The organism is Stenotrophomonas sp. YJH_SMC_14-1, assembly GCF_059372275.1.
Map to the genome: position 1 here is coordinate 371438 of NZ_JCAFVK010000002.1, position 14027 is coordinate 385464.

Consider the following 14027-nt stretch of genomic DNA (forward strand, 5'->3'; position numbering starts at 1 on the left):
GGCGGCCCGTCAGGCCTCAGGTCTTCTTCTTCGGCGCGATCATCATGACCATCTGACGCCCTTCCAGGCGCGGACGGGATTCAATGACGATGTCCTCGCCCAGATCGGTCTCGATCCGGTTGGCCATTTCGCGGCCCAGTTCCTGGTGGCTCATTTCACGGCCACGGAAACGGATGTTGACCTTGATCTTGTCACCATCTTCGAGGAACCCGCGCATCTTGCGCAGCTTGATCTGGTAGTCGCCCTCGTCCGTGACCGGACGGAACTTCACTTCCTTGATCTCGACCTGCTTGGTCTTCTTCTTGGCCTCGCTGGCCTTCTTCTGCGCTTCGAACTTGAACTTGCCGAAGTCCATGATCTTGCAGACCGGCGGATCGGCCTGCGGCTGGATCTCGACCAGGTCCAGGCCTTCATCTTCGGCCATGGACAGCGCTTCGTCGCGCGACAACACGCCGATCATTTCTCCGTCACTGCCGATCACGCGGACGCGCGGCACACGGATTTCCTGATTCTTGCGGTTCTGTTTGTTGTCAGGGGTGCTGATATTACGTTCTCCCAAGGGTATCGAACCGGTCCGGGTGCCTGTGCGCCCGGACCGGACCTTTGCTTACGCGCCCTCGGCGTGGAGCCGCTCGATGAAGGCCTGCAGGCTCATGCTGCCCAGGTCTTCGCCAGAACGCGTACGCACCGCCACAGCCCCATTTTCCTTCTCGCGGTCACCGATGACCAGCAGGTAGGGCACGCGCTGCAACGTATGCTCGCGGATTTTATAGCCGATCTTCTCGTTACGCAAATCCGAGCTGACGCGGAAGCCTTGCTCCGCAAGGGTTTTGGTCACGCCCGAGACGTAGTCGGCCTGGGCGTCGGTGATGTTGGCCACCACCACCTGGGTCGGCGCCAGCCAGGCCGGGAACTGACCGGCATGGTGCTCGATCAGGATGCCCAGGAAGCGCTCCATCGAGCCGACGATGGCGCGGTGCAGCATGACCGGGTGCTTCTTCTGGCTGTTCTCGTCCACGTACTCGGCGCCCAGGCGGCCCGGCATCATGAAGTCCACCTGCATGGTGCCCAGCTGCCAGGTACGGCCGATGGCATCCTTCAGGTGGTACTCGATCTTCGGGCCGTAGAAGGCGCCCTCGCCCGGCAGCTCCTGCCATTCCACGCCACAGGCGGTCAGCGCCGAGCGCAGCGCGCCTTCGGCCTTGTCCCAGGTGGCGTCGTCACCCAAGCGCGATTCCGGGCGCAGCGCGATCTTGATCTGGATCTCGTCGAAACCGAAGTGCTGGTAGACCGCCAGCGCCTGCTGGTGGAAGGCAGTCACTTCCGACTCGATCTGGTTTTCCGTGCAGAACACGTGGCCGTCGTCCTGGGTGAAGCCACGCACGCGCAGGATGCCGTGCAGCGCGCCGGACGGCTCGTTGCGATGGCAGGAACCGAACTCACCATAGCGGATCGGCAGGTCGCGGTAGCTGTGCAGGCCCTGGTTGAACACCTGGATGTGGCCCGGGCAGTTCATCGGCTTGACCGCGTATGTGCGCTTCTCCGATTCGGTGAAGAACATGTTGTCCTGGTAGTTGTCCCAGTGACCGGACTTCTTCCACAGGCTCACGTCCAGGATCTGCGGGCAGCGCACTTCGCCATAGCCGCTGTTGCGGTAGACCTTGCGCATGTACTGCTCGACCACCTGCCACAGCGCCCAGCCCTTCGGGTGCCAGAACACCAGGCCCGGTGCTTCTTCCTGCAGGTGGAACAGGTCCTGCTGCTTGCCGATGCGGCGGTGGTCGCGCATCTCGGCTTCTTCGATGCGCTTGATGTACGCCTCGAGCTGCTTCTTGTCGGCCCAGGCGGTGCCGTAGATGCGCTGCAGCTGCTCGTTCTGCGCGTCGCCGCGCCAATAGGCGCCGGAGATGCGGGTCAGCTTGAAGGCTTTCAGGAAGCGCGTGTTCGGCACGTGCGGGCCACGGCACATGTCCACGTATTCCTGGTGGTAGTACATGCCCATCGCCTGGATGTCGTCGGACATGTCCTCGATCAGGCGCAGCTTGTAGTCCTCGCCACGGGCCTTGAAGATCTCGATCACTTCGGCGCGCGGGGTCATCTTCTTAATGACGTCGTAGTCCTGGGCGATCAGCTCGCCCATGCGCTTCTCGATCGCGGCCATGTCGTCCGGGGTGAACGGGCGCTCGGAGTAGATGTCGTAATAGAAGCCTTCGGCGATCACCGGGCCGATCACCATCTTCACGTCCGGGTAGAGCTGCTTGACGGCGTGGCCGACCAGGTGGGCGCAGGAGTGGCGGATGATTTCCACGCCCTCCTCGTCCTTGGCGGTGATGATGCGCAGGCTGGCATCGTGGTCGATGACGTCGCTGGCATCGACCAGCACGCCATCCACGGCACCGGCGATGGTGGCCTTGGCCAGGCCGGCGCCGATCGACTGGGCGACCTCCATGACGCTGACGGGGTTTTCAAACTCGCGGCGGCTGCCGTCGGGAAGAGTAATGTTGATCATCGCAGTGGCTTCGTGCGGGGCCCGCTGGGCGGGCTGGAAAGCGTTCCGGGGCGGCGCCCGGGCAATAAAAAAGCGCCGCGAGGGCGCCTGGAACACAGGGCCTTCGGGGGCAGGTCAACAGTGGGCGGTGGTAGTGCTCATGTCGCACGCTCGGCCGGCGCTGGGCGCGGGCCACCTTGTTCCAGTCAGGGTTCTACGATGATCTTAAACCAGCGCACGGGAAAGCCCAAGGGCTACCGTACGGTCGGCTGAATGTGCCTCGCTGGCGGCGTGAAATTGCAATGATTACCATGTCGGCGCAGGCCGCTCCGTGCCAGCCTGCCCGCTTTCCCCCAGGACCCCGTGATGCGCCACCCGCTCCGACCGGCTTCCGCCGGCCCCGCCCGTGCCCCGCGTTCGCCGGCCCGCTGCCGCGCCGGCCGCCCGCAATGATCACCGTCGGCCTTTCCACGCTCGGCTTCTGCAGCCTGGGCATGCTGGCAGCGATGTTCTCGGCGCTGGCCTTCTATGCCGCTTCGCCGCATTGTCGCTGGCCGCGCCTGCGCCGCGCCGGCCGCCTGGGCCGCCAGATCGGCCTGGTCGCCGCTGCCGCCGCGCTGTGGCTGTGGATGGCCGAGCTCGGCTTTGCCGCCGGCCTGGTGGCGATGTTGTGCACCTGGATGCTGGCCGCGATGCTGTTGCCGGCGCTGGCCGCCTGGCACCGTCCCGGCACGGAGTCGCCCTGATGTGGCCGCGCGCCTTCGCTGGCGTCGTGGCCGGCTTCTTCCTGGCCGCGGCCGCGACCGGCCTGCTGGCATGGGTACCGCCCGGCCCCTGGCAGCGGGCGCTGGTGCCGACCCTGATCGCTTTCATCCCGCTGTGGATGCTGGCCGCCCTGTGGGCGTTCAGTTTCCGCAGCGCGCTGCGCGCCTGGCTGGTGCTGGGTGGCAGCGCCGCCGCCGGCTTCGCCATGCTCGGGCTGCTGCGCCTGACCGGCGCGGTGCAATGAGACCTCTCCCATGAAGTTCAGTTCGCAGACCCTGCGCACGTTCACCACCCTGCATACCTGGGTCGGCCTGGTGGCGGGCTTCGGCCTGTTCGTGGCCTTCTACGCAGGTGCGCTGACCCTGTTCCATCACGACCTGCCACTGTGGCAGACCCCGGGAGCCGCCACCGCACTGCCCGCCGGGCTGGACGATGCGCAGTACCTGCTGGAAGACGTGCTGGCTGCGCATCCGGAGGCACGCCGCCACGTCGGCATGACCTTCCCCGGCGCCGAACACCCGCAGCCGCTTGCATACTGGCAGGCCGATGACGGCAGCTGGCGCTATGCCTGGCCCGGCCAGATCGCCGGCAGCCCCACACCACCGCAGACCGGACTGGCCGAACTGGTCAACGAGCTCCATTACAGCCTCGGCCTGCCCGTGGCCGGGATCTACGTGATGGGCATTGTCAGCCTGCTGTACGGCATGGCACTGCTCAGCGGCCTGGTGATCCATCTGCCGAAGCTGCTCGGCGACCTGTTCGCGCTGCGTCCGGGCCGCAACCTGAAGCAGCTGTGGCAGGACGCGCACAACGTGATCGGCGTGCTCAGCCTGCCTTTCCACCTGATGTTCGCGGTCACTGGTGCCCTGCTCTGCCTGGTGTTCGTGCAGATGGCCCTGCTCAACCCGTTGATCTACGACGGCAAGGCGCTGCAGGCGGTGCCGACGGCGATGGACACCGCGCCCGTGCGCGATGCCAGTGGCATTCCGGCACCGCCGGGCAGCCTGCGCGTGCTGCATGCGCGCGCGCTTGAAGTCGCCCGCGCACAGGGCGTGGCCAACTTCGAGCCGGCCTACCTGAAGCTGGCCAATGCCGGCGATGCCAATGCCACCATCGAGATCACCGGCGAATCCACCGGCACGCTCGGCCCGCTTGGCGCGGTGGCGCTGGACGTGGCCACCGGCGACGTTCTGGCCTCGCAGCTGCCGGGCCAGCGCGACGCCAACCACGCCACGCTCAGCGCCGCCTACGCGCTGCACTTCGGCGAATTCGGCAACGGCGTGGTGGTCTGGCTGTACTTCCTGCTCGGCCTTGGCGGTGCGTTCCTGTTCTATTCGGGCAACCTGCTGTGGATCGAGTCGCGGCGCAAGCGTCGCCAGCCGCAGCAGCCGCGCGCCGGGGTGAACATGGCGCGGGCGACGGTCGGCGTGTGCATCGGCCTGTGCGTGGCGATCTCGGTCGCGTTCGTCACCGCGCTGGTGCTGGAGCGGCTGGCGCCGACGGCGGTCGATCGCGGCATCCGCTGGGCCTGCTTCGGCAGTTGGGCGGCCTGTGCGCTGTGGGCCGCGCTGCGACGCCCGGCGCAGGCCGCACGCGAGTTGCTGTGGGCGGCGGCGATCAGTACCGCGCTGGTACCGGTGCTGCACGGCGCACTCAATGGTGACTGGCTCTGGCGCGCCGCCGCGCGTGGCCACTGGCCGCTGTTCTGGGTCGACGCCATCGCGCTGGCCATGGCCTTCGGCTTCGCCCGCCTGGCAGTGGCCAGCCAGCGCCGCGCCCGCAACGGCGATCCCAACAGCGTCTGGGCCAACTGAGCCTTCGCCGGGCATGCCCCGGCGCTAACTACCATTGCGCGCAACGCCCCCTGTAGCGTCGAGCTTGCTCGACAGCTGTTGATTTCGCGCCAAGCACCGTCGAGCAAGCTCGACGCTACCCAAGCAGGATCATGCCTCGCCGGGGTAACGACTCACTTCGATCAGGTTGCCATCCGGGTCGCGGAAATACACCGATTCGATCGGCCCCAGCGCGCCGGTGCGTGCAACCGGCCCCTCCTCCACTGCAACGGACTGCGCCTGCAGGTGGGACAGCACATCGACTGTCGCCATGCGCGTGACCAGGCACAGGTCGGCACTGCCCGGCGTGGGCCGCAGCGCATGCGGCTGCAGTGGAGCACTGGCCGCATGCAGATTGATCTTCTGCTGGCCGAACTGCAACGCGGTACGACCCGCGCCGAAGCGCACGACCTGCATGCCGAGCACGCGCTGGTAGAAATCACAGCTGCGGTCGATGTCGGCGACGGTGAGGACCAGGTGGTCCAGGCGTTCAAGATGGATCATGCCCGCAGCGTAACGCTGCGGGCGTGGCGATGCTGTGCGGGGTTGGGCCAGTGGCATTGCGGCATTGCGCCGGGCATCGCCTGATGCAGCTCAATCGCCGATGCGCGCCTTCTGCCAGGGGCCCAGCATGGCGTTGAGCAGGCTGGCCTGTTCGTCGTCGCCGGTCAGCTCCCACATGAACACCCCGGCCAGGCCCTGCTCACGGGCGAACTGCGCACGCAGGCCGATCGAGCGCGGGTCTTCATAGCTGATGAAGATCTTCTGCCCGGCGCTGTACAGCCACGGGCTCTGCGCCTGCGGCTGCCAGTGTTTCGTCCAACCCGGCTGATCGAGATAGCGCGCCTTGATCACCCGCCAGTCGCCGGCATCGGCCGGCGCACTGTAGGACTGGTACAGCCCATCCGCTGCATCGCCGGTGACCTTGAAGCCGCGCCCGTAGAAGGGTACGCCCAGCACCAGCTTCTCGGCCGGCACGCCGTGCTCGCGGTAGTACTGCACCGCGCCGGCCACGTTGTTCCAGCGCCGCAGCTCCGGGGCCAGCGGATCGGCCGGCACTTCATGCAGCGGCGCATTGAAGGTCGACACCGCCGAGAAACCGGTGCCCATGTCGTAGCTCATCAGGTTGATGAAATCGAACACCTTGGCCAACGCCGGCAGGTCGTAGCTCGCTGCTGGATCGTAGGGGCCATCGGTCTGCAGGCGACCGGCGGCCAGCGCGGCGGTCAGCAGCATCGGCTGTCGCTCCTTGCACTCGTGCGCGTCGAGTGCCACGCGGAACGCCTGCGCGAGCCGGGTCAGGTTGGCACGATCCTGCGGGCGGTGCGCCAGCTCGTTCGGTCCGCCACTGACCGGGAACTCCCAGTCGATGTCCACGCCATCGAAGCTGCCGGCATGGCGGTCGAAAAACAGCGCCATGCACGAGTCGACCAGGCGCTTGCGGCTGGCCTCGGTCAGCGCTGCATCGGAGAATCCACCTGCGCCCCATCCACCAATTGAGATCAGCGTGCGCAGATGCGGGTGCGCCTTCTTCAGCTTGGCCAGCGCAGCAAAATTCTTCGGCGCTTCGGCGCCGACCGTGCAGCGGCCGTCCTTGATGGTGGAGAACGCGTAGAACAGGTGGGTGAGGCGCTCGGCCGGAATGCTCGACACCGGGTAGCGCTCGGCCGAGCCGCCGGGGTAGTAGGCACCGAAGATCGGCGGCTGTGCGGGCGCGGCATGCAAGGCAATGGGCAGGGCGCCGGCAATCAGCACGGCAAGGACGGCCACGGTCTGGCGGAACATGGGATCTCCCGGTTCGAAGGCGCAGCCACGTTAGCAAACGGATGGAGCTGCGGGATGGTTGTCGCGGCATGTCTTCCAGTGGACAGGTGCGATCCGCGCAACCGCGACAGAACGATGGCTGCGTAGCGCCTCTCGTGCACCGCGGCAGGACATTCAACGACCTGGGTGCGCGGTTCTTCATAACAGCGAGGCAAAGAAAAAGCGGGCCGAAGCCCGCTTTTTCAATTCAGCGATTCCAGAAGCGTGTCAACCAAGGTTGACACCTACCGTAATTGACCGGAGGTCGATTACTCGGCGCTGGCGGCGCCGCCTTCTTCCACGGCCTTCATCGACAGGCGGATACGGCCCTGCTTGTCGACTTCCAGCACCTTGACCTTGACCACATCGCCTTCCTTCAGCACGTCGCCGACCTTCTCGACGCGATCGCTGGAGATCTGCGACACGTGGACCAGACCGTCCTTGCCCGGCAGGATGGTGACGAACGCACCGAAGTCCATGATCTTGGCGACCTTGCCTTCATAGATGCGGCCCGGTTCGACGTCCGAGGTGATCTGCTCGATGCGGGCCTTGGCGGCCTGCGCAGCGATGGCGTTGACCGAAGCGATGACGATGGTGCCGTCGTCCTGGATGTCGATCTGGGTGCCGGTTTCCTTGGTGATGGCCTGGATGGTCGAACCACCCTTGCCGATCACTTCGCGGATCTTGTCCGGGTGGATCTTGATGGTCAGCAGGCGCGGCGCGTAGTCCGACAGCTCTTCACGCGGAGCGGTCAGGCCGTGGGCCATTTCGCCCAGGATGTGCAGACGGCCAGCCTTGGCCTGCTGCAGGGCCTGCTTCATGATCTCTTCGGTGATGCCTTCGATCTTGATGTCCATCTGCAGGGCGGAAATGCCCTCAGCGGTACCGGCGACCTTGAAGTCCATGTCGCCCAGGTGATCTTCGTCACCCAGGATGTCGGACAGGACGACGAAGCGCTCGCCTTCCTTGACCAGACCCATGGCGATACCGGCCACCGGAGCCTTCACCGGCACGCCGGCGTCCATCAGGGCCAGCGACGAGCCGCAGACCGAGGCCATCGACGAGGAACCGTTCGACTCGGTGATTTCCGAGACGACGCGGATGGTGTACGGGAAGGCTTCCAGCGACGGCATGACAGCCAGCACGCCGCGCTTGGCCAGGCGACCGTGGCCGATTTCGCGGCGCTTCGGGCCCATCATGCGACCGCACTCACCCACCGAGAACGGGGGGAAGTTGTAGTGGAACAGGAAGTTTTCCTTGTACTCACCGGCAACGGCGTCGATGACCTGGCCGTCACGGGCGGTGCCCAGGGTGATGGTCACGATGGCCTGGGTTTCGCCACGGGTGAACAGCGAGGAACCGTGGGTACGCGGCAGCACACCGGTCTTCACGGCGATCGGGCGAACGGTGTCCAGCGCACGGCCGTCGATACGGACCTTGGTGTCCAGCACCGAGTCACGCATGGTGCGGTATTCCAGCTCGCCGAATTCCTTCGACAGCTCGGCCGGGTTCCAGCCTTCGGCGGCCACGCGGCCAGCCAGGGTTTCGAACACGTCCTTCTTGATTGCCGAGATGGCGTCGCGGCGCTGCAGCTTGTCACGCACCTGGAAGGCTTCGCCCAGGCGCGGGCCGATGGCTTCCTTCAGGGCGGAGATCAGCGCGTCGTTCTTGGCCGGGGCTTCCCAGGTCGACGGCTTGGTGCCGGCTTCGACGGTCAGCTCGTTGATCGCGTTGATGACCTTCTGCATTTCGCGGTGACCGAAGGTCACGGCGCCCAGCATCACTTCTTCGGACAGCAGCGCGGCTTCGGATTCAACCATCAGCACGGCGTTGGAGGTACCGGCGACGACCAGTTCCAGCTGCGAGTCAGCCAGTTCGCTGACGGTCGGGTTCAGGATGTACTCGCCGTTCTTGTAACCGACCTTGGCAGCGCCGATCGGACCCATGAACGGGGTGCCGGCCAGGGCCAGGGCAGCGGAGGCACCGATCAGGGCCGGGATGTCGCCGTCCACGTCCGGGTTCAACGACATGACCGTGGCGATGATCTGCACTTCGTTCTTGTAGTCTTCCGGGAACAGCGGACGAATCGGACGGTCGATCAGACGCGAGATCAGGGTTTCCTTCTCGGTCGCACGGCCTTCACGCTTGAAGAAACCACCCGGGATACGGCCGCCGGCGTAGAACTTTTCCTGATAATCGACGGTCAGCGGGAAGAAGTCCTGGCCTTCGCGCGCGCTCTTGGCGGCGACGGCGGTGACCAGCAGTACGGTGTCGTCCATCTTGACGATGACGGCGCCGCTGGCCTGACGGGCGACTTCGCCGGTCTCAAGCGTGACGGTGTGCTTGCCGTACTGGAAGGTTTTGGTGATTTTTGCCACGGAGGGTGTCCTTGGGGATGCTGTCTGCGAATTTGGACCGTCGGCGACCCTTGCCGCCAGCGGGTGGCCGGATCGTTCCGGCCTGAATCGGGGATTGCGGTACTACAAAACAAAACCGCGGCGCATCGCTGCGCCGCGGGGGATTCGTTGCTTAGCGACGCAGGCCAAGCTTCTCGATCAGGGCCTTGTAGCGCTCGACGTCCTTCTTCTTCAGGTAGTCGAGCAGGCTGCGACGGCGGTTGACCATCTGCAGCAGGCCGCGGCGGCTGTGGTGGTCCTTCTTGTGGGTCTTGAAGTGGCCGGTCAGCAGTTCGATGCGGGCGGTCAGCAGCGCAACCTGGACTTCCGGGGAGCCGGTGTCAGCCGAGCTGCGCTTGTTGTCTTCAATGACCTTCTGGGTGTCGATCGACATTTCTTTTTCTCTGTGATGCGTGGCCGGCAGGAACGCGCTTCGCGCACCGCCAGGCTCGCCGTGGACTACGAGGATGAAACCTGCGCCAGGCAGGCTGCCGGAAAACGGCCGCGAAATTGTAACGGTCGGGGGCTTCCGGGACAAGGACCGGGGCTGAACCGCCCGGGCCCGTCAGAGGTTGAAACGACGCTGCGGGGCCAGCAGGCCGCTTTCGTCGACCTGGCCCAGGCCCTGGACAGCGTCGTCCGGACCAAACACCGCCACCAGGCCACGCGGCCAGGACAGATCGCGCTGGCGCTGGCCGACGCAGAAGCGGTGGGCCTGGTCGGCATCCAGGTCGACCCGCGGGTACTCGGCCAGGCCGGCCGCCAGCGGCAGCAGCAGCGCGTCCATGCCCGCCTCGTCACCCGCCTCGACCATCGCCCGCAGCTGGTCCAGGGTGACCATTACCGGCTCACGGAACGGCTCGACCCAGAGCCGGCGCAGTGCGCTGATGTGGGCACCACAGCCCAGCGTCTCGCCCAGGTCGCGGGCCAGGCTGCGGATGTAGGTGCCGGAGCCGCAGGTCACGCGCAGCCGCAACCGTTCCGGCTGCTGCTCCAGCACCTCGATGGCATGTACCTGCACCTCGCGTTCGGGCGCTTCGATGACATCGCCGCGGCGGGCCTTCACATACAGCGGCTCACCGCCCTGCTTCAGCGCCGAATAGATCGGGGCACGCTGGCGGATGTTGCCGGTCAGCCCCGCCAGTGCGGCCTGCAGCGCTTCGGCACTGATGGCCGGCACCGGGCGCTGCAGCAGCACCTGGCCTTCGGCATCGTCAGTATCGGTGGTCTGGCCCAGCACGATCTCGGCGTCGTAGGCCTTGGCCGAGCCGAGCAGCAGGCCGGCGATCTTGGTTGCCTCGCCGAAGCACAGCGGCAGCAGGCCGGTGGCCAGCGGGTCAAGGCTGCCGGTGTGCCCCCCTTTCTCGGCGCGGAACAGGCGGCGGGCTACCTGCAGGGCGGCGTTGGAACTCATGCCGGTCGACTTGTCGAGCAGCAGGATGCCATCCAGGCGGCGGAACTGAATTCGGGTCATGGCAGAATTTTGTAGGGTCGAGCCATGCTCGACTGCCGCAGCGCGGTCTGCATCAGACATCGCGCAGCCGGAATGCAACAACGCCGGGCATGCCCGGCGCCACGCGGTTATTCTTCGTCGCTCTCGCGACGCTTCTCCGCGGCCAGCGTATCGGGCAGGTCGCGCAGGATGTTGTCGATGTGCTCACCACGGTCGACCGAGTCGTCGTAGTGGAAATGCAGCTCCGGCACGTGGCGCAGCTTCATCGCGCGTGCCAGGTCCATGCGCAGGCGGTAGCCCAGCTCCTTCAGGCCGGCCACGGCTTCGGCCGAACGTTCCGGCATCAGCGCGGTGACGAACACCTTGGCATGGGCCATGTCGCGGGTGATTTCCACGTCGGACACGCTCACCGAGGGCAACCCATGCTCGCGCACGGCGTTGTGCACCAGGGTGCCGAGTTCACGGCGCAACTGGGCGGAGACACGGTCGGTTCGATGGAAAGTCTTGGGCACGCGGTCGGGCTCTCGATTTGAATGTGACCCGACCAAGGTCGGGTCCTACCAGGAGGAGCGGCCCGACCAAGGTCGGGCCCCACCAGGGGGCGGACCGACCCGTGAGGGGCGGTCCAGTGCAGCATTACAGGGTGCGCGGCACTTCGATACGCTCGAAGCACTCGATCTGGTCACCCGGCTTGACGTCGTTGTAAGCCTTCACCGCGATACCGCACTCGGTACCGTTGCGGACTTCCTCGACGTTCTCCTTGAAGCGACGCAGCGATTCCAGCTCGCCCTCGAAGATCACCACGCTGTCGCGCAGCACGCGGATCGGCTTGTTGCGCCTGACCACGCCCTCGATGACCATCGAGCCGGCAACGGCGCCCAGCTTGGAGCTGCGGAACACGTCGCGGACCTCGGCGATACCGATGATCTCTTCGCGGATCTCCACGCCCAGCAGACCGGAGGCCACCTGCTTCACCTGATCGATCACGTCATAGATGATCGAGAAGTAGCGAAGGTCCACGCCGTTGGATTCGATGATGCGACGGGCCGAAGCATCCGCACGCACGTTGAAGCCGATGACGGTGGCCTTCGAAGCGGCCGCCGAGTTGGCGTCCGATTCGGTGATGCCGCCCACGCCGGAGTGGATCACGTTGATGCGGATGTCTTCGTTGGACAGCGCCACCAGCGCCTGGCTGAGGGCCTGCACCGAACCCTGCACGTCGGCCTTGATGACCAGGTTGAGGACCTGCTGGCCCTCGCCCTTGCCCAGGGTCGCCATGATGTCTTCCATGCGGCTGCCGGCGGTGGCGACCAGGCGCGATTCACGGCGCTTGGTCTCACGCTGCTGGGCAACGTCCTTGGCCAGGCGCTCGTCCTCGACCACCACGAAGTCGTCACCGGCTTCCGGCACGCCGGACAGGCCCAGGACCTGCACCGGGATGGACGGGCCGGCGAATTCCGGCTGCTTGCCGGTTTCATCGAACAGTGCACGCACGCGGCCGTACTGGATGCCGCACACCAGGTAGTCGCCCTTCTTCAGGCGGCCCTGCTGCACCAGCACCGTAGCGACCGGGCCGCGGCCCTTGTCCAGCGACGATTCGATCACCACGCCCGAGGCGCGGCCTTCGTCGACGGCCTTCAGTTCCAGCAGTTCGGCCTGGATCGAGATGGCGTCCAGCAGATCGTCGATGCCCAGGCCGGTCTTGGCCGAGATCTCCACCATCTGGGTGTCACCACCGAAATCTTCGGCCACGACCTGCTCGGACAGCAGTTCGTTCTTGACCCGCATCGGGTCGGCGTCGGACTTGTCGATCTTGTTGATCGCCACGATCAGCGGCACACCCGCCGAACGGGCGTGCTGGATCGCTTCCTTGGTCTGCGGCATGACGCCGTCATCGGCGGCCACGACCAGCACCACGATATCGGTCAGCTTGGCGCCGCGGGCACGCATCGAGGTGAAGGCAGCATGGCCCGGGGTATCCAGGAAGCTGATCACGCCCTTCGGCGTATCCACGTGGTAGGCACCGATGTGCTGGGTGATGCCGCCGGCTTCGCCGGTGGCGACCTTGGTGCGGCGGATGTAATCCAGCAGCGAGGTCTTGCCGTGATCGACGTGGCCCATGATGGTGACCACCGGTGGACGCTGGGTGGCTTCGCCCTGGTTTTCACCGGTCGAGGCCAGCAGTGCGTCCTCGGCGTCGTTGTCGTTGGCACGGATCGCCTTGTGGCCGAGTTCTTCGGTCACCAGCGCGGCGGTGTCGTGGTCGATGGACTGGGTGATGGTGGCCATCACGCCCATCTTGAACAGCGCCTTGACCACCTCGCCGCCCTTCAGCGCGAGCTTCTGCGCCAGGTCGGCCACGGTGATCGTGTCGCCGATCGCCACTTCACGCACCACCGGCGCGGTCGGACGCTCGAAGGCGTGCGGGCCGGCATTGTTGCCACCGCGCGACATGTCGCGACGGCCACCGGCCTGGTTACGGCCACCCGGCCGACCACGGGTGTTGCTGTTGTTGCTGTTGCCACGACGCGCACGGTCGGCAGCCGACAGGTGCATTTGGCCGGCGAAACGGTCGCCCGGGCCACGCTCGTTGCGCGACGCGCTGCGGTTGTTGCGGTCGTCGTTGCGCGGCGGCGGCGGCGCACTGCGCGGCGCAGCCGGAGCGGCGGCCGGCGTGCGCGGCGGACGCGGCGCGGTTTCATCGATCGGAGCGCGCTTGGGCTTGGTGGCCGCCAGTGCCTCGGCAGCCTTGGCGGCGGCCGCAGCTTCCTCGGCAGCCTTCTTCTCGGCCTCTGCGCGTTCCTTGGCCGCAATCTCTTCCTCACGGGCACGGACGATGGCTTCGTCGCGCAGACGATCCTTCTCGGCCAGGGCCTGCTGTTCGGCGAGGTTGCGGGCGCGCGACTCTTCCAGCTTGCGCAGGATGTCGGCGCGCTCTTCGTCCGGCGTCATGGCGCGCGCACCATCCTTGACGTAGGTGCGCTTCTGGCGCACCTCGACATTCACGGTCGTCTTGCTGCGACCGGAATTGACCGTCACTTCCTGCTGCTTCCGGCGGTTGAGCGTGATCTTCTTTGCAGACTGATCGCTCTCTTCCGGGGCCTGCTCGGGCTTGCCGTGCGAACGACGAAGGAAGCCCAGGAGCTTCACCTTCTCGGAGCTGGTCACGACCTGGTCGGGACCGCTGAACTTCATGCCGGCACCGGCCAGCTGTTCCAGCAGTTTTTCGACCGGCGTGTTGACCAGTTCGGCAAGCTTGCGGATGGTGGTTTGCTGCGACATTCGGATCC

Annotated in this window: 12 protein-coding genes; 3 read left to right on the plus strand and 9 right to left on the minus strand. The window is 66.1% G+C overall.

Going from position 1 to position 14027, the window contains the following annotated elements:
• Nucleotides 1-16 precede the first annotated feature (16 nt).
• Both infC and thrS read right to left on the minus strand, forming a co-directional pair.
• Nucleotides 17-559, minus strand: a complete 543-nt coding sequence (gene infC / locus AC5P9P_RS06755; protein ID WP_005410437.1) for a translation initiation factor IF-3 — start codon at nucleotides 557-559, stop codon at nucleotides 17-19.
• Between the two features lie 48 nt (nucleotides 560-607).
• Nucleotides 608-2509: a threonine--tRNA ligase gene (gene thrS, locus AC5P9P_RS06760; protein WP_005410438.1), complete on the minus strand. Its 1902-nt coding sequence runs from the start codon at nucleotides 2507-2509 to the stop codon at nucleotides 608-610.
• Nucleotides 2510-2937: 428 nt separating this feature from the next.
• Here thrS and AC5P9P_RS06765 point away from each other — a divergent pair, with 428 nt between their 5' ends.
• The 3 genes from AC5P9P_RS06765 to AC5P9P_RS06775 are packed head-to-tail and all read left to right on the plus strand — an operon-like array spanning nucleotide 2938 to nucleotide 5067.
• Nucleotides 2938-3234 carry a hypothetical protein gene (locus AC5P9P_RS06765; RefSeq protein WP_005410439.1) on the plus strand — a complete coding sequence of 99 codons (297 nt, stop codon included), beginning with the start codon at nucleotides 2938-2940 and terminating at the stop codon, nucleotides 3232-3234.
• The gene (locus AC5P9P_RS06770) at nucleotides 3234-3497 is read left to right on the plus strand and encodes a hypothetical protein (RefSeq protein ID WP_033835141.1); all 264 of its coding nucleotides are present in this window, start codon (nucleotides 3234-3236) and stop codon (nucleotides 3495-3497) included. Before AC5P9P_RS06765 ends, AC5P9P_RS06770 begins: the two co-directional genes overlap by 1 nt.
• 10 nt (nucleotides 3498-3507) lie before the next feature.
• Nucleotides 3508-5067, plus strand: a complete 1560-nt coding sequence (locus AC5P9P_RS06775; RefSeq protein WP_005414066.1) for a PepSY-associated TM helix domain-containing protein — start codon at nucleotides 3508-3510, stop codon at nucleotides 5065-5067.
• Nucleotides 5068-5196: 129 nt separating this feature from the next.
• Here AC5P9P_RS06775 and AC5P9P_RS06780 read toward each other — a convergent pair whose 3' ends face one another.
• The 7 genes from AC5P9P_RS06780 to infB all read right to left on the minus strand — a co-directional run bounded on the left by AC5P9P_RS06780 (nucleotide 5197) and on the right by infB (nucleotide 14019).
• Nucleotides 5197-5589, minus strand: a complete 393-nt coding sequence (locus AC5P9P_RS06780) for a VOC family protein (RefSeq protein ID WP_005410442.1) — start codon at nucleotides 5587-5589, stop codon at nucleotides 5197-5199.
• A gap of 90 nt (nucleotides 5590-5679) precedes the next feature.
• Nucleotides 5680-6870, minus strand: coding sequence for a glycoside hydrolase family 18 protein (locus AC5P9P_RS06785; RefSeq protein ID WP_164227411.1), 1191 nt, complete (start codon nucleotides 6868-6870; stop codon nucleotides 5680-5682).
• 287 nt (nucleotides 6871-7157) lie between these two features.
• Nucleotides 7158-9266, minus strand: a complete 2109-nt coding sequence (gene pnp / locus AC5P9P_RS06790; RefSeq protein ID WP_033835143.1) for a polyribonucleotide nucleotidyltransferase — start codon at nucleotides 9264-9266, stop codon at nucleotides 7158-7160.
• A gap of 151 nt (nucleotides 9267-9417) precedes the next feature.
• Entirely contained in the window at nucleotides 9418-9678 is a 261-nt protein-coding gene (gene rpsO / locus AC5P9P_RS06795) for a 30S ribosomal protein S15 (RefSeq protein ID WP_005410445.1), read from the minus strand.
• A gap of 171 nt (nucleotides 9679-9849) precedes the next feature.
• Complete coding sequence (truB, locus tag AC5P9P_RS06800; protein ID WP_033835144.1) at nucleotides 9850-10758, minus strand: tRNA pseudouridine(55) synthase TruB; 909 nt, start codon at nucleotides 10756-10758, stop codon at nucleotides 9850-9852.
• A gap of 107 nt (nucleotides 10759-10865) precedes the next feature.
• Nucleotides 10866-11249, minus strand: coding sequence for a 30S ribosome-binding factor RbfA (gene rbfA / locus AC5P9P_RS06805; RefSeq protein ID WP_005410447.1), 384 nt, complete (start codon nucleotides 11247-11249; stop codon nucleotides 10866-10868).
• A gap of 124 nt (nucleotides 11250-11373) precedes the next feature.
• The gene (gene infB, locus AC5P9P_RS06810; protein WP_049402312.1) at nucleotides 11374-14019 is read right to left on the minus strand and encodes a translation initiation factor IF-2; all 2646 of its coding nucleotides are present in this window, start codon (nucleotides 14017-14019) and stop codon (nucleotides 11374-11376) included.
• Between the last annotated feature and the right edge of the window lie 8 nt (nucleotides 14020-14027).